Origin of the sequence: Salinicoccus halodurans (assembly GCF_900114445.1) — a bacterium.
Lineage (GTDB): Bacteria > Bacillota > Bacilli > Staphylococcales > Salinicoccaceae > Salinicoccus > Salinicoccus halodurans.
In genome coordinates, this window is the sequence record NZ_FOTB01000002.1 from 77,377 (window position 1) to 96,090 (window position 18,714).

20 protein-coding genes are annotated in these 18,714 nt (G+C 46.2%); 9 read left to right on the forward strand and 11 right to left on the reverse strand.

The features are described from left to right. Positions 1-13: 13 nt before the first annotated feature. From gltX to radA, 5 genes are read right to left on the reverse strand one after another with little or no spacing between them, the layout of a single operon-like run. A complete protein-coding gene (gene gltX / locus BM271_RS04645) occupies positions 14-1,465 on the reverse strand; it encodes a glutamate--tRNA ligase (RefSeq protein ID WP_046791274.1) in 1,452 nt (483 codons plus the stop codon). Continuing rightward, a complete protein-coding gene (gene ispF, locus BM271_RS04650) occupies positions 1,458-1,949 on the reverse strand; it encodes a 2-C-methyl-D-erythritol 2,4-cyclodiphosphate synthase (RefSeq protein WP_046791275.1) in 492 nt (163 codons plus the stop codon). Before ispF ends, gltX begins: the two co-directional genes overlap by 8 nt. After that, a complete protein-coding gene (gene ispD / locus BM271_RS04655; RefSeq protein ID WP_046791276.1) occupies positions 1,942-2,628 on the reverse strand; it encodes a 2-C-methyl-D-erythritol 4-phosphate cytidylyltransferase in 687 nt (228 codons plus the stop codon). Before ispD ends, ispF begins: the two co-directional genes overlap by 8 nt. Next, the gene (locus tag BM271_RS04660; RefSeq protein WP_046791277.1) at positions 2,625-3,683 is read right to left on the reverse strand and encodes a PIN/TRAM domain-containing protein; all 1,059 of its coding nucleotides are present in this window, start codon (positions 3,681-3,683) and stop codon (positions 2,625-2,627) included. Before BM271_RS04660 ends, ispD begins: the two co-directional genes overlap by 4 nt. 23 nt (positions 3,684-3,706) lie before the next feature. Continuing rightward, positions 3,707-5,077: a DNA repair protein RadA gene (radA, locus tag BM271_RS04665; RefSeq protein WP_046791278.1), complete on the reverse strand. Its 1,371-nt coding sequence runs from the start codon at positions 5,075-5,077 to the stop codon at positions 3,707-3,709. A gap of 237 nt (positions 5,078-5,314) precedes the next feature. Here radA and BM271_RS04670 point away from each other — a divergent pair, with 237 nt between their 5' ends. After that, positions 5,315-5,896 carry a protein-L-isoaspartate(D-aspartate) O-methyltransferase gene (locus tag BM271_RS04670; RefSeq protein ID WP_074924540.1) on the forward strand — a complete coding sequence of 194 codons (582 nt, stop codon included), beginning with the start codon at positions 5,315-5,317 and terminating at the stop codon, positions 5,894-5,896. A 90-nt stretch (positions 5,897-5,986) separates the two neighbouring features. On the opposite strand, the gene BM271_RS04675 is transcribed toward BM271_RS04670, so the two are convergent. From BM271_RS04675 to BM271_RS04690, 4 genes are read right to left on the reverse strand one after another with little or no spacing between them, the layout of a single operon-like run. Further along, positions 5,987-8,428 (reverse strand): ATP-dependent Clp protease ATP-binding subunit, encoded by a 2,442-nt coding sequence (locus BM271_RS04675; RefSeq protein WP_046791279.1) that lies wholly within the window; start codon positions 8,426-8,428, stop codon positions 5,987-5,989. Position 8,429: 1 nt separating this feature from the next. Further along, positions 8,430-9,458, reverse strand: a complete 1,029-nt coding sequence (locus BM271_RS04680; protein WP_046791280.1) for a protein arginine kinase — start codon at positions 9,456-9,458, stop codon at positions 8,430-8,432. After that, on the reverse strand, positions 9,445-9,966 hold the full coding sequence (locus BM271_RS04685) for a UvrB/UvrC motif-containing protein (RefSeq protein ID WP_046791281.1): 522 nt from the start codon (positions 9,964-9,966) through the stop codon (positions 9,445-9,447). Before BM271_RS04685 ends, BM271_RS04680 begins: the two co-directional genes overlap by 14 nt. A 4-nt stretch (positions 9,967-9,970) precedes the next feature. Beyond that, positions 9,971-10,438, reverse strand: coding sequence for a CtsR family transcriptional regulator (locus tag BM271_RS04690; protein WP_046791282.1), 468 nt, complete (start codon positions 10,436-10,438; stop codon positions 9,971-9,973). A 199-nt stretch (positions 10,439-10,637) separates the two neighbouring features. Here BM271_RS04690 and BM271_RS04695 point away from each other — a divergent pair, with 199 nt between their 5' ends. Then, complete coding sequence (locus BM271_RS04695; RefSeq protein ID WP_046791283.1) at positions 10,638-11,852, forward strand: NupC/NupG family nucleoside CNT transporter; 1,215 nt, start codon at positions 10,638-10,640, stop codon at positions 11,850-11,852. Positions 11,853-11,909: 57 nt separating this feature from the next. On the opposite strand, the gene BM271_RS04700 is transcribed toward BM271_RS04695, so the two are convergent. Continuing rightward, complete coding sequence (locus BM271_RS04700; RefSeq protein ID WP_046791284.1) at positions 11,910-12,455, reverse strand: GNAT family N-acetyltransferase; 546 nt, start codon at positions 12,453-12,455, stop codon at positions 11,910-11,912. A gap of 176 nt (positions 12,456-12,631) precedes the next feature. On the opposite strand from BM271_RS04700, the gene BM271_RS04705 reads away from it, so the two are divergent. Continuing rightward, positions 12,632-13,441 carry a metallophosphoesterase gene (locus BM271_RS04705; RefSeq protein WP_046791285.1) on the forward strand — a complete coding sequence of 270 codons (810 nt, stop codon included), beginning with the start codon at positions 12,632-12,634 and terminating at the stop codon, positions 13,439-13,441. A 55-nt stretch (positions 13,442-13,496) separates the two neighbouring features. Here the strand turns inward: BM271_RS04705 and BM271_RS04710 are convergent, their stop codons facing one another. Then, positions 13,497-13,784: a YerC/YecD family TrpR-related protein gene (locus BM271_RS04710; protein ID WP_046791286.1), complete on the reverse strand. Its 288-nt coding sequence runs from the start codon at positions 13,782-13,784 to the stop codon at positions 13,497-13,499. A 160-nt stretch (positions 13,785-13,944) separates the two neighbouring features. On the opposite strand from BM271_RS04710, the gene BM271_RS04715 reads away from it, so the two are divergent. The 6 genes from BM271_RS04715 to hisH are packed head-to-tail and all read left to right on the forward strand — an operon-like array spanning position 13,945 to position 18,713. After that, complete coding sequence (locus BM271_RS04715; protein WP_046791287.1) at positions 13,945-14,748, forward strand: ATP phosphoribosyltransferase regulatory subunit; 804 nt, start codon at positions 13,945-13,947, stop codon at positions 14,746-14,748. Next, complete coding sequence (gene hisG, locus BM271_RS04720; RefSeq protein ID WP_046791288.1) at positions 14,745-15,347, forward strand: ATP phosphoribosyltransferase; 603 nt, start codon at positions 14,745-14,747, stop codon at positions 15,345-15,347. Before BM271_RS04715 ends, hisG begins: the two co-directional genes overlap by 4 nt. Continuing rightward, positions 15,347-16,579, forward strand: a complete 1,233-nt coding sequence (gene hisD, locus BM271_RS04725) for a histidinol dehydrogenase (RefSeq protein ID WP_046791289.1) — start codon at positions 15,347-15,349, stop codon at positions 16,577-16,579. The genes hisG and hisD overlap by 1 nt, the downstream gene beginning before the upstream one ends. 4 nt (positions 16,580-16,583) lie before the next feature. Beyond that, the gene (locus tag BM271_RS04730) at positions 16,584-17,618 is read left to right on the forward strand and encodes a pyridoxal phosphate-dependent aminotransferase (protein ID WP_046791290.1); all 1,035 of its coding nucleotides are present in this window, start codon (positions 16,584-16,586) and stop codon (positions 17,616-17,618) included. Continuing rightward, positions 17,563-18,141 (forward strand): imidazoleglycerol-phosphate dehydratase HisB, encoded by a 579-nt coding sequence (hisB, locus tag BM271_RS04735; protein WP_046791291.1) that lies wholly within the window; start codon positions 17,563-17,565, stop codon positions 18,139-18,141. Before BM271_RS04730 ends, hisB begins: the two co-directional genes overlap by 56 nt. After that, the gene (gene hisH, locus BM271_RS04740; RefSeq protein WP_046791292.1) at positions 18,138-18,713 is read left to right on the forward strand and encodes an imidazole glycerol phosphate synthase subunit HisH; all 576 of its coding nucleotides are present in this window, start codon (positions 18,138-18,140) and stop codon (positions 18,711-18,713) included. The genes hisB and hisH overlap by 4 nt, the downstream gene beginning before the upstream one ends. Position 18,714: the final 1 nt, after the last annotated feature.

Genomic DNA, 18,714 nt, shown 5'->3' on the forward strand with positions numbered 1-18,714 from the left:
GATGTTTGTCTGATCACTTGAGTTTTGCGATGCGTTCGAGCGTCTTCTCTTTGCCGATCAGGGAAATTGTATCCGGAAGTTCCGGTCCTCTTGTCTGGCCGGTCACAGCCACACGGATCGGCATGAAGAGCTTCTTGCCTTTATACCCGGTGGATTTCTGGACATCTTTGATTGCAGCTTTGATCTGTTCAGGTGAGAAGTCCTCCAGTTCACTGAAGCGTGCATGGAGTGCCGTCATCAATTCCGGTATGTGCTCGTCTGAGATCACTGCATTTGCCGCTTCGTCAAACTCGATATCCTCTTTGAAGAACTGCTCGGAAAGTGTTGTGATTTCGCCGGCAAAACTCATCTGTTCCTGGTAGAGCGCCACAAGCTTACGCGCCCAGTCCATTTCAGCTTCAGATGCATTCTCCTCGATAAGTCCTTCTTTTATCAGATGTGGCAACGCCATTTCAAATACGGTTTCGGTATCCTTTTCTTTCATGTACTGGTTGTTGATCCACGTCAGTTTCTGCTTATCGAAGAATGCAGGAGATTTGGACAGACGTTTTTCATCAAACAACTCGATGAATTCTTCCTTGGAGAAGATTTCCTCTTCCCCTTCCGGCGTCCAGCCGAGCAGCGCAATGAAGTTGAAAAGCGCTTCAGGCAGATAACCCAGATCTTTGTACTGCTCGATAAACTGGATGATTGAACCATCACGTTTCGACAGCTTTTTCTTATCTTCGTTGACAATCAGCGTCATATGGCCGAACTTAGGTTCTTCCCAGCCGAAAGCTTCATAGACCATCTGTTGTTTGGGAGTATTGGAAATATGATCATCCCCGCGAAGAACATGTGAGATTTCCATGTAATGGTCATCCACAACCACCGCGAAGTTGTAAGTCGGCACACCATCTTTTTTCACGATGACCCAGTCACCGATGCCATTGGATTCAAACGAAACCTCGCCTTTGACAATATCATTGAATGTGTAGGTCTTGTCTTTCGGCACACGGAGCCTGATGCTCGGCTCCCTGCCTTCGTCAATCAGCGCCTGCTCCTCTTCCGCACTCAGATTGGCATGTTGTCCGCCGTAACGCGGCATCTCACCACGGGCGATCTGCGCTTCACGTTCAGCTTCCAGTTCCTCAGAAGTCATATAGCAGCGGTACGCTTTATCTTCATCCAGTAGCTGCTGCACGAGCGGATCATAAATATGTCCGCGTTCGGATTGGCGATACGGTCCGTAACCGCCATCCTGATCGACACCCTCGTCCCATTCAAGTCCAAGCCATTTCAAATAGTGAAGTTGGGATTCCTCTCCCGTTTCCACATTTCTCGCTTTGTCAGTGTCCTCGATGCGGATGATGAAATCCCCGCCGTGGTGACGTGCAAATAAGTAGTTGAACAGTGCAGATCTCGCGTTGCCGATGTGCAGATATCCCGTTGGACTTGGCGCATATCTTACTCTGACTTTATCCATTATGATTCCTCCATTTTTCAAGTAGGACGACCGCTTCAGATGCGATACCTTCGCCTCTGCCGGTAAAACCAAGCTTTTCTGTAGTAGTCGCCTTAATATTAACATTGCTTAAATCCGTCTTCAAAAGAGAAGCGGAGACTTGCCGCATCTCATCTATATAAGGTCTGAACTTCGGTTTTTCAGCCATGATCACAGCATCAATGTTACCGAGCCTGTATCCTTTTCGTTCCATCATATCCACAACTTCAGACAGCAGCACTTTAGAATCCATATCCTTGTACGCCTCATCCGTGTCAGGGAAAAACTTGCCGATGTCCCCAAGCGCCAGTGCACCGAGGATGGCATCCGCCATTGTATGCAGCAGAACGTCGGCATCCGAGTGGCCTTTCAATCCAAGCTCATGCGGGATTTCAATCCCTCCGATGATAAGAGGCCTCCCCTCTGCGAAAGCGTGGACATCAAAACCGTGGCCAATTCTAAACATCTAATTCACTCTCTTTCTTCAGAATGGATTCAGCAACTTTTAGATCTTCTTCTGTAGTTATCTTAATATTATCATAGCTTGACGGAACGACATGCACCCGGTAACCCAGCGCTTCCATCATCATCGAGTCATCTGTGACTGCGAGATTCTGTTCAGCAGCATTTTCATGTGCGTCCATGATCAGATCGTAGCGGAAAGCCTGGGGTGTATGAACGATTATTACATTCTCCCTATCAACCGTCTCCTGCACCTGATTGTCTGAAATCATCTTGAGCGTATCTTTCGGTTTCACACCACAGATTACAGAATCATTTTTCACGACTGCCTCAGACAGGGCACTCAGCGTTTCCTGTCTGACAAATGGCCGTGCCCCATCATGGATAAATACATAATCTGTCGGGGAGAGCGCCTTCAGGGCATTAAAAATACTGTCCTGCCGTTCTGCTCCGCCGATATGAATCCCTTTCACTTTGGAAAGACCGGCCAGCATTTCATGAAGGCTGTCAATTTCACCTTCTCTTCCAGCGAGATGAACCGCTTCACAGTTGGGGTCATTTTGAAACTTCTCGACAGTCATACGAATAATCGGTGTCTCTCCGATTTTGATGAATATTTTATTAAAATTAATTCCCATACGACTGCCCATTCCCGCAGCTGGAATTATTGCTGTATATTTCATTTCTTTCTCGCTTTCTTAGCAAAAATAATTCGACCTGAATTTGTTTGAAGCACGCTTGTCACTTCAATGGTGACCGTCTGGTTAATCAATGATTTCCCTTCTTCTACAACAACCATTGTACCATCTTTCAGATAACCAACGCCCTGATTTTCCTCTTTACCCGCTTTTGATACAAGCAGATTGAACGAGTCACCCTGTATGACGACCATTTTAATCGCGTCTGAAAGTTCATTGACGTTGAGTACTTTGATCTGATGAAGCTGGCAGATCTTGTTGAGATTGTAGTCTGTCGTGATGATGGCGCCTTTTTCCGCTTTTGCCAGTTCTATCAACTGATGGTCCACATCCAGTTTTTCATAGGTAACGGGCATGATATTAACGTTTTTGCTCAAATCCTGCAAAGCATTGAGCATATCGAGTCCACGCTGACCCTTATCACGCTTTATCGGATCTGTTGCATCTGCAATGAGCTGAAGTTCATCCAGCACGAACTGCGGGATGACAAGCTCGCCTTCAACAAATCCTGTTTTCATCACATCCACTATTCTACCATCTATAATCGCGCTCGTATCAAGAAATTTCTTCTGGCCCCGGAACGCTTCGCCGGTCTCTTTTCCGGCATTGCCTCTCGGGAAAAGATCGAGCACTTCACTGATTTTCTTAAGACCGATCTGAAAACCGAGATAGCCCAGGACGACAGCAAGGACGAACGGAATGATATCACCAAAAATCGGGATGTCCATAGTGTTTATCAACAATGAAATTAAGACGGCAATTAAAAGTCCTATGACCATTCCCAAAGTGGCAAATACGATTTCCGAAAGGTTGCGGTTCATGATCAGCCCTTCGCCTTTTCTTATGAGCGATTCAAATTTCGGCACTGTCCAAAGGAACAGCAGCAGGAAAAGCAGGCCTCCGACGATGCCATACACAAGAACATTGCCTATTATCGCGGGCACAGCCAACGGGAGTACCTGAACCAGTTCCGGGAACAGCCAGACTCCGAGTGAAATCCCTATAAGAAAATAAAGTACATATAACAGATATTTCAGCATACTGACTTCACCTCCTTATGATTTTATTTCACTGCCGCTTTCAAGGCATCCTTCAACGTGCGCGCACCGATGACTTCAATCCCATCAGGGACATCCAGCCCCTTCATATTCGAAGACGGAATGATTGCGCGTTTAAATCCGAGTTTCGCCGCTTCGATCAATCTCTGGTCAATTTTCGTTACTCTTCTTACCTCACCGGTCAGTCCGACTTCACCGATGAAACAGTCGTCGCCGCGTACGGCTGCACCTTTGAAGCTCGATGCGATGCTGACAATGATGCTCAAGTCCACCGCCGGCTCTTCCAGCTTCCCACCGCCGGCAACTTTGATATAGGCATCGTGCTGCTGCATGAGCAGCCCTTCGCTTTTCTCCAGCACCGCCATGAGAAGCGACAGCCGGTTGTGATCTATCCCCGTCGCCATCCGCCTCGGGTTATGGAAATGCGTGGGTGTGACGAGGGCCTGCACTTCCACAAGCATCGCCCGTGTTCCTTCCATTGTTGCAACAATCGCTGAACCCGGTACGTTTTTGGAACGCTCCTCCAAAAAGATTTCCGACGGATTCAATACTTCCGCAAGGCCGACGTTCTTCATTTCGAACATGCCCATTTCGTTCGTTGAACCGAAACGGTTTTTGACTGCCCTTAGAATACGATAGGTATGATGCTGGTCCCCTTCGAAATAGAGCACTGTGTCCACCATATGCTCCAGCATCCTCGGACCGGCTATCTGACCTTCCTTCGTCACATGGCCGACGATGAACGTTGCAATATTGCCGCTCTTTGCGATATTCATAAGGCTTTGTGTACATTCACGGACTTGGGAGACACTGCCCGGGGCACTTGTGACATCCGGATGGAATATTGTCTGTATGGAGTCAATGATGAGAAAATCGGGTTTGGTATTTTTGATTTCATCGTGGATATGGAAGAGGTTCGTTTCACTGTATACATTAAGATTATCACTTGCTTCAAGCAGACGGTCAGCCCGTAATTTTATCTGCTCGAGTGATTCCTCACCAGAAACATAAAGCACTTCATGTTCTTCAGATAATTTCAAAGCAGTCTGCAGTAAAATTGTAGATTTACCAATGCCGGGGTCTCCGCCGATGAGTATCAGTGAACCGTCCACAATACCGCCGCCAAGCACACGGTCGAACTCGCCGCTCTGGGTAAGTGTCCTTGGCGTATGACTCTGTTTGACACGGTCGAGCTTCCGGCTGCGCTGCCGCTCCTGCTGTTCAGGTTTACCGAATGTTCCCCTGCCAGTGGTCTCTTTATGGACCAGTTTTTCTTCCATCTGGTTCCAGGCGCCGCAGTTGGGACATTTCCCTGCCCATTTCGGTGATTCATAACCGCAGGCCATACATTCGAATACGTTTTTTGCTTTAGCCATCAGGCACAATTCCTCCAATTTTATTTTTGTTTATTATTACTATTGTATTACTATTCAGCATGATTTTAAAGCATGCACTATTCATATGGCTGGAATATTTCATGAAAACGGGGGATTCAGCAGCATTGTCCGATATAAGTGAACGCAGGACGGTCACCAGATACCCCATACTACTCTCAAACGGTGTATTATTTTATATCATTCCGGGTACTTGCATAAAAAGGCAGGTGAGTTTTCATGAAATATTCAAAAGAGGAAATCACTGCATTTTTCCGCAGCTTGGACCGGGGAAGATACATGGACGACTATAAAGATGCAGCAAACATGGACAGACCGTTTCCGATCGGACATGGTCAGACCATCTCCCAACCTTCACTCGTGTTGAATATGACACTGCATCTGGATCTTGAAAATGACAGCAAAGTGCTGGAAATCGGTACAGGATCCGGCTTTCAGACCGCTCTTCTGGCAAAATTCTCAAAAAACGTCTATACAGTCGAAAGGATCGAAACCCTTCACAATAAAGCCAGGGAAAGACTTGATAAGGAAGGATATACCAACATCCATTTTCATCTGGGGGACGGCAGCCAGGGCTGGGAAGAAAATGCTCCTTATGACAGGATCATGGTCACAGCGGCTGCAGAGAAATTACCAGAAACCCTCATCTCTCAGCTTGCTCCGGAAGGAAAAATGATCATTCCTGTCGGCGGCACCTTCAGCCAGGAGCTCAGACTGCTCGAAAAAGACAGGGATGGCAATATCCAGACCACTCTTCTCGAGCACGTCCGATTCGTCAGGCTTGGAAAGGATACGGATTAGAACCGTTCTCAAAGAAACCAAACTGATTTTCATCAATTGTTCAAACCCGAATAAAAAGCGGATTCCGAAAAATCGGAACCCGCTTTTTATTTATTTTTCAATTGCTTCTTTCTCTTCAGTCCGAATAGCAAATTCATCATCTTTGTAGTCGATCGTTACAACTCTTTCTTCCAGCTGTTCCCCGGACAGGAGTGACTCACTCAATCTGTCTTCGATATGACGCTGGATGGAACGTGCGAGCGGCCTTGCGCCGTACTCTGGATCATAACCGTCGTCAGCAATTTTTTCTTTTGCCGCTTCCGTCACTTCAAGATGGATTTCCTGCTCACCAAGTCTCGTTTTAAGCTGATCGATCATGAGTGATACGATCTCTTTCAGATGCTCTTTTTCAAGGCTGTGGAAAACAATGATGTCGTCAACACGGTTGATGAATTCCGGGCGGAATGTGTTTTTCAGTTCTTTCATCATTGTATTTCTGACGGTATCATAATCCCTCACATTTTCTGTCGTACCGAACCCTGCGAATTTCTGATCTTTTAGTTCCTGAGCACCTATGTTGGATGTCATGACGATGATCGTATTGCGGAAGTCCACAGTACGTCCGTTGGAATCTGTCAGACGTCCGTCATCAAGCACCTGCAGCAGCATGTTGAATACATCAGGATGTGCTTTTTCAATCTCGTCGAACAGGATGAGTGAATAAGGTTTTCTTCTCACTTTTTCAGTAAGCTGTCCGCCGTCATCATAACCTACATAACCCGGAGGGGAACCGACAAGTCTCGACACGGAATGTTTTTCCATATACTCACTCATATCAACGCGGATCATTGCGTCTTCTTCACCGAACATCGCTTCACTCAGCGCTCTGGCAAGCTCGGTTTTACCAACGCCTGTAGGCCCCAGGAAGATGAAGCTTCCTATTGGGCGTTTAGGATTTTTAAGACCTGCGCGTGCACGCCTGACCGCTTTGGAGATGGATCCAATCGCATCCTTTTGACCAATCACCCTGTTGTGAAGGAGAGATTCAAGATTCAGCAGTTTTTCCGACTCCTCTTCAGCAATCTTGGACAATGGTATGCCCGTTATGCTGCTGATGACAAGTTCAATGTCACTTCTGGTCACAGATTGTGAAGATTGGCCCTGCTCTTTCTTCCAATTGTTTTCACGGTCTTCGAGCTCTTTTTCAAGCTTTGTCTGCTGATCACGGAAATTCGCCGCTGCTTCAAACTCCTGGCTCTGAACCGCGGCGTTCTTCTCTTTTTTAATTTCCTCAAGTTTGTTTTCAAGATCTTTCAAATCGGGCGGGGAAGTATAGCTTCTCAGCCTTACTTTGGAGGACGCCTCGTCTATGAGATCGATTGCTTTGTCCGGCAGGAACCTGTCCTGTACATAACGGTCACTCATTGTTACAGCAGCCTCCACCGCTTCGTCGGTGATTGTTATTCTGTGGTGTGCTTCATAACGGTCACGAAGTCCTTTAAGGATAAGCATTGCGTCTTCCACATTAGGCTCGTCGACCTGCACCGGCTGGAAACGGCGTTCCAGTGCTGCATCCTTCTCGATATGCTTGCGGTACTCTTCCAGTGTCGTCGCGCCGATACACTGCATTTCACCGCGGGCGAGCGCCGGTTTAAGGATGTTGGACGCATCGATTGCACCTTCAGCGCCGCCGGCACCGATAAGTGTGTGCAGCTCGTCGATGAACAGCACTACGTTGCCTGCTTTGTGGATTTCTTCCATAACTTTTTTCATGCGCTCTTCAAATTCACCGCGGTATTTGGTACCTGCAACCACGGTACCCATATCCAGCGACATGACACGCTTATCTTTGAGTGTTTCAGGCACTTCATTTTTAACGATCTGCTGTGCCAGCCCTTCGGCGATGGCCGTTTTACCGACACCTGGTTCACCGATCAATACCGGGTTGTTTTTCGTTCTTCTGCTCAGCACTTCAATTACACGTGTGATTTCGCTGGAACGTCCTATTACAGGATCCAGCATGTCATCGCGTGCAATCTGTGTCAGATCACGCGCCAGCGAATCCAGCGTTGGTGTATTATGGTCTTTTTTCATATTGTCTTTTTGTTGCAGTGAATCCGGATTTCCAAGCATCTTGATCACTGCAGCACGTGCTTTGGTAATATTCAGATCCAAGTTTGATAATACACGCGCAGCGACGCCTTCACTTTCACGGATCAGTCCCAGAAGCAGATGTTCAGTGCCGACAAAATTATGATGCAGTTTTCTTGCTTCGTCCATTGAAAGTTCGATGACTTTCTTTGCCCTTGGCGTGTAATGGATGGAAGAAGAGGACTCGGATCCCTCATTTATAAGGTTGAATACCTCTTCTTTCACCTTGTCTTCTGTAATATTGAATGATTCCAGGACTTTTGCTGCTATACCTTCGTTTTCTTTAACAAGACCCAGGAGCAGGTGCTCCGTACCAATGTTCGAATGTTTTAGGCTAATCGCTTCTTCCTGCGCGTATGCAAGGACTTTTTGTGCACGTTCTGTCAATCTGCCAAATAGCATATTATTTCCCTCCTGATAACTCTCTCATAAGCGTTGCACGTTCTTCATCAACCGCCTGTTCAAGAGATGTATAGTGTTTATGCTGTTCATTAAGTCTCATTTTCAGAAAAGCCGGCTGGATCAGCTGGATCCATTTCTGGAATTTGAAATTCTTCTGTTCCAAAACTCCCAGGTCAATGCCCAGTTTGACATCACTCAGGCATTTGGCAGCTTCTTTTAAAGACATTTTATATGCATGCTTCAATATCCCGTACGAACGGTGTACTGAATCTTTTACTTCAAGAAGATGTTCGCTTTGTAAGCGCGAGCGCATCTCGAGTTCCTCTTCGATGATCTGCGATTTCAGCTCATCCAGGTTCTGGATGATTTCCTCTTCCGTCTGTCCCAGTGTGAGCTGATTCGACAATTGATATATCTGGCCGAGAGGGACGGACCCTTCTCCATATATACCTCTTAACGTGAATCCAAAACGGTTTAAATTGCCTGAAAGGCGTTCAATTTTCCTCCCGAGTGTCAAAGCCGGCAGGTGAAGCATGATGGATGCTCGCATTCCTGTGCCCACATTGGTCGGGCATGCAGTCAAATATCCAAAGTTTTCATCAAACGCATAATCCACCACATCTTCCAGAGATTCATCTATCGCTTCAGCTTCTCTGTACAGATCCTGTATGGGGATTCCCGCGCCCATCGTCTGGATGCGGATGTGATCCTCTTCATTGACCATGATGGAAACTGATTCCTCTTCGTTGATGTAACTGTGAAGTCCCTGTCTCGTAAAAAGCGGGCTGATCAGATGCTTTTCTACAAGCAGCGCCTTGTCTTCAAACTTAAGCATATTCATGGAGACTTTCTGATACTCATCAAATGCCGCACCCAACTTTTCAAGCACTTCGTCCAGCGCATCACCATCCCTCACCATGTGTGGAAAAGGAATGTGTCTGATGTTTCTCGCAAGCCTTATTCTTGCAGACATTTCAACAGGGGCCTCGGCGGCATTTTCAATCCAGGGACTCACATTATTCTGCGCCATCCATTCCACCTGCCTTTTCCAATTCTCTTATTTCATCACGGATCACTGCCGCTTCTTCGAACTCCTGGGATTCTATGAGTTCCGACAGTTTCATTTTCAACGTTTCAATCTGTTTCTTGACCTTTATCTGTGAACGGGACTTTTTCGGCACTTTGCCGATATGCTCTGTCTGGTGCGCCTGGACACGCGCGATGATTTCAGGCACCTGTCTATCAAATGTAGTATAGCAGTCCGGACAACCGAATTTTCCGTTCTTCACAATTGTATCAATAGTCGAACCGCACGTCTCACATTCTTTTTGCTTTCCCTGCTGTTGATGCATCGACTGCTGCTGGGAAAGTGATTTCAGCAATTGATGGATGTTAAATGAATCATCCGGATAACTGAAGTCACTCTCAAATGAGGCATTTGCACATTGCTCACACAAGAACTTCTCCGATTTATCCAACCCGCTGCCTTTAGTAATATGAATCGTCGCTTCACGCACGTTGCAAGATTCGCATTTCATCCGCTCACTCCTCGCTGTATAGAATAACGTCTATGATTCTTCTGAGAATACTCGCTCTTAATGTATCACGAAACGGAAGCTCCAGCATCAGTGTTTCCCGCTCCACTGCAGCATTTATGATTTTTGCTTCTTTTATAGTAATGACTTCATTTTCAAACATCGACTGTACAAGACGGTTTGCATTTTGTTCTGATACACCATCACCGATGAGTTTCTTTAAATGAGCAAGATATTCCGTCTTGGAATGCGTTTCCACCTTGGTAATCCTTATATACCCTCCGCCGCCGCGCTTGCTTTCTACGGTGTAACCATGCTCATTAGTAAAGCGTGTCTTGATGACATAGTTCAGCTGAGAAGGAACGCAATCAAATTTTTCTGCAATATGTGCCCTTTTTATCTCAACAACTTCACCGCCGGAATCCTGGATCAGCTGTTTCAAATATTGTTCGATGATGTCCGACATGTTACGCATTTCATCACCTCTTTTGACCTTCTTTGACTATAATTATATAATCTCATTTAAAATAAGGCAAATGGAAAGTTTTATAAATTCTCCCTTTATTTCTGTAAACGTTCGCATTATAATAACTAGGGAGCATTTTACAACCAGACAAAAAACGCACATAATAGACATGATACATATGTAAATAAAAAACTATGAGGTGACCGTATTGAGTATTCTACTGGGCATTATCGGTATTGCTTTTACACTGTTTTTAGCATGGCTCGCCAGCAGCAACCGTAGACTTGCCTTCAAAAACTGGAAAAACATTCTCGTTCTTCTCGTCATTCAGCTGTTATTCGCCTTCCTGCTGCTTTCCACAGGTGCAGGACAGGCAGTCATCGGCGTTCTTGCTGATGGATTTAATGTTCTGCTCGGCTTCGCAGCAGAAGGAGTCGCATTCGTAATGGGGGATCTGACAACCCTTGAGGACGGCAGTCCCGCAAATGTATTCTTCTTTAATGTCCTTTTACCTATCATTGTAATTTCAGCATTGATCGGGATTCTGCAGTTTACAAAGATTCTTCCGCTGGTCATCCGCGGAATGGGAATCCTGCTGACCAAAATCACAGGCATGGGTTATCTTGAATCCTACAACGGTGCAGCTTCCATGATTCTTGGGCAATCCGAAGTATTCATTTCCCTGAAAAACCAGCTTCCGAAACTTACAACCCACAGATTGTACACACTTTCCGCACAATCCATGGGTTCTGTTTCATTATCCATCGTCGGAGCATATATGACGATGCTGGAACCGCAGTATGTGGTGGCAGCGATTGTGCTCAACCTGTTCGGTGCCTATGTCATCGTTCACGTCATCAACCCTTATACACTGACTGAGGAGGAGGAAGAAGCCACTGATATCGGAGAAAGCCCGGATGATGGCAAATCTTTCTTCCAGATCCTCGGCGACTACATCATGGACGGCGCCAAAGTGGCAATGACTGTTGCAGCAATGCTGATCGGTTACATCGCCCTGATTGCAATTTTGAACCAGGCATTCCTGCTCATCCCTGGAATGAGCATTACATTCCAGGATGTTCTCGGCTATATCTTCATGCCGATTGCATTCCTCATCGGAATTCCCTGGTCTGAAGCACAGCAGGCCGGAGCTCTTATGGCAACAAAGCTTATTACAAATGAATTCGTTGCGATGCTCGATTATACAACGGTCGCAGATCAGTTCAGTGAGAAGACACAGGCAATGATCTCCGTATTCCTTGTTTCATTCGCCAACTTCTCAAGTATCGGCATCATTGCAGGTTCTGTTAAAGGCCTCCATAACGAAAGCGGAGACAAAGTTGCAAAATTCGGCCTGAAACTCGTCTATGGTGCTTCCCTTGTAAGTCTGCTTACAGCGACAATTGTCGGTTTCTTTGCATAAATAATCCGATAAAATTCATCAAAAATGCCCGGGATGGTAATGATCCCGGGCATTTTTCTATTCCTCATCCAATATGGGTACGCCCAGGACCCTCTTATCGAATCGCTCAGGAATGAGTACTTTATGCATCAAACCATCTATGTCTCCATATTCCTGCTCATGTTCAAAATAGAGTTCGTATCCTCTTCTTTCATAGATGCCCCTCAGCCATGGATGGAACTTCAGCGAAGTTCCGAGCACAACAGCAGGCGCTTTTACAGTATCCCTTAAAATTGCCTCTTCAACATAAGTAAGCAGTTTATCTCCTTTACCCTGCCCCTTGTATTCCGGTTTGGTCGCAAACCACCAGAGAAAAGGATATCCTGAAACATTTATATCTCCATCCCACGGGAAACGTATCGTTATCGTAGAAATGAGTTCACCGTCACGCTCCAGAACATAGGCGGTCGAATTCATTATGTTGTCAGTGACCTCTTTCAATCCGACATTCACAGACGGCCATTCAATCCCCAGGTCTTTGAGCGGTTTAAATGCTGACTGCATCAGAGTCAGGAATTCCTCCGCATCTTCTTTTACCGCCACTCTGATAATATCTTCTGACATGCTGCACCTCCTGAAAATAATTTTTTATATAAGCCATCCAATTCATACCTCGACAATAGGAATGGTTATCAGTATAACGACAGCTCTTTACATCGTCAACAGAACTGTCCGAAATGGCATTTGAAGCTCAGAATGATAATATTAAGGTTAATAATAGGAAGACGGAGAGATTCATTATGAAAATAGGCATTATTTCCGATCTGCACATCGATCGGGGAAATATTGGCAAAAACACATACGAAGAAGTGCTCGCAAAAGAAGTGAAGTCACAGAAACTGGACCTGCTTCTTATTGCTGGAGATGTCTCGAGCCACTATAAGATGACGGCAGATTTTTTAAAGAACATGACCAATCTTACAAACGTTGAAATCCTGTTTGTACCGGGAAACCATGACTACTGGCTCAGGGAAGAGGACGAAAAAACGACGAGAGAAGTTTATGAATTCTACAAAAATATGCCGGGCAGTCTTCTGGAAACACCCTACATCATTAATGACGACTGGGCGATTGTCGGACACAGCGGCTGGTATGACTATACTTATGCAGACGAACGTTTCAGTATGGAGAAGCTCGAAAGAGGTAAATTCTACGGCGGGACATGGCAGGATAAGCTGAAGATAGACTGGCAACTCCAAGACAGGGAACTGTCCAGAATATTCGCAGAAAAAGTGGAAGATGACATGGAAAAAGTAGAGGGCAGGAATATCATTCTGATGACCCATGTCGTCACACATAAAAGATATGCGGTTCCCATGCCCCATCGTCTTTTTGATTATTTCAATGCATTCATCGGAACTTCCGACTTTGATGCGCTGTATAAAAAATACCCCATAAAATACAGCATCATGGGGCACGTCCATTTCCGCCATCAATTCAGGCAGAATGGGCTTACGTATATTTGCGCATGTCTCGGCTATCCGCGGGAATGGCAGACGGATGATATTAAAGCGGAGATGAAGAATACGCTTCAGGTGATGGAAATATGACCTGCAGTCATGGGACATACGCAGTGCGGCTGATTCACCGGCTGCCTGCGTTTTTTTATTCCATCCGGTCTATTATCCGGTGATATCCGTCGCTGCCGTAATCCAGACACCGTTTCACTCTCGAGACTGTAGCGCTGGATGCGCCGGTCTCATCCTGGACTTTCTGATATGTCTGCCCTTCTTTGATCCTCTTGGCCACCTGGAACCGCTGTTTCAAGGATACCAGTTCATTTGTTGTACACAGATCGTCGAAGAAATGATAACAGTCGTCCAGGTTTTCGAGTTTCAGTATCCCTTCGAACAGGTCATCGAGTTCTGTTCCTTTTAACTTATCTATCTGCATATTGATCCCCTCCAGTAATACGACCATCATAACAAAACACTTTATCTATTTAAAGTGTTAAATCAATTGTCTGAAATGTCTTGCATCCGCTTATTTTATTTGTTACTATTTTATTTATTGATTATTCTTTATCACACTAAAGTATTAAAGGAGGCACTCTATGAAGAACGAATTGATTATGAACCGTCTGAAATTTGCACAGGATTATACCCAGCTGCTTGACCGGGAAGGATATCAGCTGATTGATATGAATATGGCCGAGCCTTTTCAAATAGATGATAAGCGGCATCATTCTTCCACAATCATCTTTGAAAAGAATGAGCAGCTCTTCTCAATCCGCAGTGACTGGACGAGATCATTACTGAATTATAATGAGAACTACTATCTCAGCCATCGTTTCTTCGGATACTTCGGCCCTGTGGTGAGGAACTATAAAACATTCTATCAGGCGGGGGTCGAGCTTTACGGACCGACTGAGGCGGAAGTGCTGAAAAGCATCGACATGCACCTATCATTCATCGAAGAAAGGAATGGACGGGAATTCAGGTCCATCGTCGTCAATGATGATAAGCTCCTGGATCTTTATATCGAAAAATACGAACTGGACGCTGGTGTACGCAGGCTCGTTTATGAAAAGAACCTGTCTGAACTGCGTAAAAAACTTGGCGGCGAGCACCCGCTGTACATTCTGATGACTGCCAAAGTCAGTGATCAGATCCACCTGGTGAATGAGGAATTCGGGAAGACCGACATCATGCAGTTCCTCAATCATCTGAATGGATATCTTGAAAAATACAACATGAAATTCATTCTGGATCTGTCATTCCGCTCGCCGCAGTCATACTATAACGGCTTTTATTTCCAGGTTTTCCTGAACCATGATTACCCGCTGTTGAGCGGCGGGGAGTACAACAGCAGTGCATTCGGCATTGCAGTGAATCTGTCCAATGGAGGTCTCCTATGATTACTGTCGCTCTGACCAAAGGTCGTCTTTTCAAAGACTTCATCAAATATATGGAAGAAAATAACCTGAATGATTATATCGGGGCGCTGACCGGTGAAACACGTTCACTTTATACAGTCGTGGATAATGTGAAGTTCATCTTCGCCAAAGGGCCGGATGTACCGACATACGTCGAGAGTGGTGTCGCGGATATCGGAATCGTCGGATCGGATATCATTACAGAGGACGAATTCAATATTCTGAACGTCTCCCAGCTGCCGTTCGGCGATTGTCATTTCTCTGTCGCCGCCCTGCCCGGCCAGGAATCATTCAATACCATCGCAACAAAATATACGAATGTCGCTTTTGAACACTTTAAAAATAAGAAGAAGGATGTATCACTCGTCCATCTCAACGGTTCTGTCGAGCTGGCTCCGCTTCTCGGACTGTCTGATGCGATCGTTGATATTGTACAGACCGGCGGCACGCTGCAAGACAACGGTCTGATCGAATATGAAAAGATCATGGAAATCCATGCCCGGCTCATTGCGAATAAACGGACGTTCTATACTAAAGAAGACGAAATATATGAATTTCTACAGGAAATCGGGGTGGTCTGATGAAAGCATCGGAATTCAGGGAAGTGTTTCAAAATAATACAGAGACAGCAGGATTTGAGGGCATGGGTGATGTCATGGCCATCATCGAAGAAGTCAGGCAGAATAAAGATGCCGCACTCAGACAGTACACTGAAAAGTTTGACGGACGTTCCCCTGCCTCATTCCAAGTGCCGGCAGAACATCTGGAAGAGAGTTATAATGCGCTGCCGGAGGCGGAAAAACAGGCACTGGAAAAGATCAGGGAAAGAATTGAAAGTTACCAGAAAACGATCAGATACCAGAACCGGGATGACGGGGAATTCAAATATGTCTATCATCCGCTGGAAAAGGTGGGCGTCTATGTACCCGGCGGAACGGCGCTTTATCCATCCAGCGTGCTCATGACTGTAGTGCCTGCCCTTGTTGCCGGTGTGGATGAAATCCATGTAGTGACACCGACATTCGAAGAAAATAATATCACTTTCGCAGCGCTCCATATATGCGGTGTCAAAAATGTCTATACCGTCGGCGGCGCCCATGCCATTGCGGCCCTGGCCTATGGTACGGAATCCATTCCAAAAGTGGATAAGATCGTCGGACCGGGCAACTACTACGTTGCGCTGGCCAAACGGCTTTTATTCGGCGAAGTGGGGATCGATATGATTGCCGGCCCGAGTGAAATCCTGATCTATATCGATTCTGACGTCAATGTAGACGCAATCGTGTATGACATTTTCGCACAATCCGAGCATGATGCGAATGCCCGCACATTCCTGCTCAGTGAAAATCAGGAAATCATCGACACGATCAAAAGCAGGATTAATATGCTCATAGACAGCCAGCCACGCGTTGAAATCATAAAGAAGTCCCTGGAAAATAATCACTACGCAGTCGTGGATTCGCGCGAACAACTTCTTGAACTGATAAATCATATCGCTCCGGAACACGTCTCCATCCAGCACAAAGATTCTGAAATGATCATCCGCAATATCAAATACGCCGGCGCGGTATTTGAGGGCTACTACTCTCCGGAAGCCATCGGCGACTATGCAGCGGGGCCGTCCCACGTGCTGCCGACGGACCGTACGGGACGTTTCAGCCACGGGTTAAATGTCAACGATTTCCTGACGAGCCATGCGGTCATTTCACTTGAAGAAAGCACTTTTGACGATATTGCAGAACCGGCGATGGCGGTCGCAAGACGCGAACAGCTGGATGCACATTATCAATCATTGAAAATTAGAACGGAGTGATCAGATGATTCACATGGATCGGAATACCAGCCCGATTTCCCCGCTGTCTGAGGCGGCTGTCGGGGAAGTCGTCCGAAATACTGTCCTGTATGAATACCCGAGTGATGAAATCATACGGTTCAAGCGACTCTACGCCGATTATTATAATATCAGTCCGGATCAGGTGGAAGTCGCCAACGGGTCTGATGAATGGATCCAAAAGACGATCATGACACTTGGACAAAATGGAGTCATGGCCCTCTCCCCCGACTTTGTCATGTACGAGGAATACTCCGCTCAGGCGGATACTCCATTTGATACCATCCCCTGTGATGAAAATTTCAGGTTCAATTTCGACAGGGTAATAAAAACCATCAATGAGAAAAGGCCGTCTTTATTCCTGATTTCCATGCCGCATAATCCAACGGGGCAGCTGTTTGACGATGAAGAACTGGAACGCCTTTCAGAAGCGGTGAAATCAGCCGGCGGCTACCTGGTGCTCGATGAAGCCTACGCCGAATTTGCGCCCCGGTACAAGAGACCGGAAGGAGAGCATGTTGTCATCATACGGACGCTGAGCAAAATTTTCGGCATTGCCGGCCTGAGAGTCGGCGTGGCGATTGCAGATGGGGAAACATTCAGGAAAATAACCAGGCTCAACCACCCGTATCCTGTAAACTCGCTGTCTTTAAATCTGGCATCCAGAATATTTGAGGACCGGGCTGAACTCGGAAAATTTACAGATTATCAGCTCGAATCAAAAAGACGGCTTGAAGCAGTTTTTGAAACGGTCGGTGATAAAGTGAATATCATCGAATCCAGTACCAATTTCATCTTCACCTACGGAGAGAATGCAAGATCTCTCGGGCAATATTTGCGGGACAACGGCTATCAGCCGAGAATGTATCATATTGATCCGCTAAACGATGTGGTCCGCTACTCTATCATCAAACTTGAAGATTACGCAGGCTTGCAAAAACTAATCAATGAATGGAGCAACCAATATGATCAGAAAAGAAAGATCGACACAGGAAACACGGATTTCAATTTCACTCGATGATAAAAAATCATTCAAAGAATCAAAAATCTCTACGAATGTGGGCTTTTTCGATCACATGCTGACACTTCTCAGCTTCCACTCGGAGCTCTACCTCGAAATAGAAGCCGATGGCGACAATGAAGTCGACGACCACCATACAGTTGAAGATGTGGGAATCATACTCGGTCAGCTGATCCGGGAACTCTATGCAGAAAAGCAGTCCTATCAACGCTACGGAACGACATACATCCCGATGGATGAATCGCTGGCGCGTGTTGTACTGGACCTGTCCGGCCGGCCTCATCTGAACTTCCAAGCTGAATTTTCCAAAGAGAAGGTCGGATCATTCGATACGGAACTCGTCATGGAATTTTTCAATGCACTCAGCATGAACAGCCGGATGACTCTGCATATCGATCTGCTCAAAGGCGGGAACACCCACCACGAAATCGAAGCGGTTTTCAAAGCGTTCGCCAGAAGTCTTAAAGCGGCACTTCTGCCGGGCGGATCCGGCATTCCTTCATCCAAGGGTGTCATTGAATGATCGGCATCGTCGATTACTCTTTGGGAAACATCCAGAATATCAAAAATGCACTTGAAAAATTGGAGTTTCCCTATATACTGTCCGGCAACCCTGCTGAACTCAGAGACTGCGATGTCATCATCCTGCCGGGCGTCGGTCATTTCGGAAGTGCCGCCGGCACCATCAATGCACTTGGAATAAAGGACGCGCTGCTTGAAATTGCCGCTTCCAAACGCATCATCGGCATCTGCCTTGGTATGCAGCTGTTGTTCGAATCCAGCGAGGAAGGAAATGCAAAAGGTCTGGGACTGCTGAAAGGCCATGTCCGCAAGATTGATACTCCCCATGTTATTCCGCATCTCGGATGGAATACACTGGAGAGCAGCAAAGCAGCGTTGGAAGGCAAAGATGTTTATTTCATACACAATTATATGGTGGAGGACGCCAAAGACATCGTTGCAACGAGCGAGTATGGCCCCCAGGTGCCTGCGGTCGCTCAAAAAGATAATATCATCGGCATCCAGTTCCATCCGGAAAAATCGGGAGATGCCGGACTTAAAATATTGGAACAGGCCATCCTAGGAGGATTTTAAT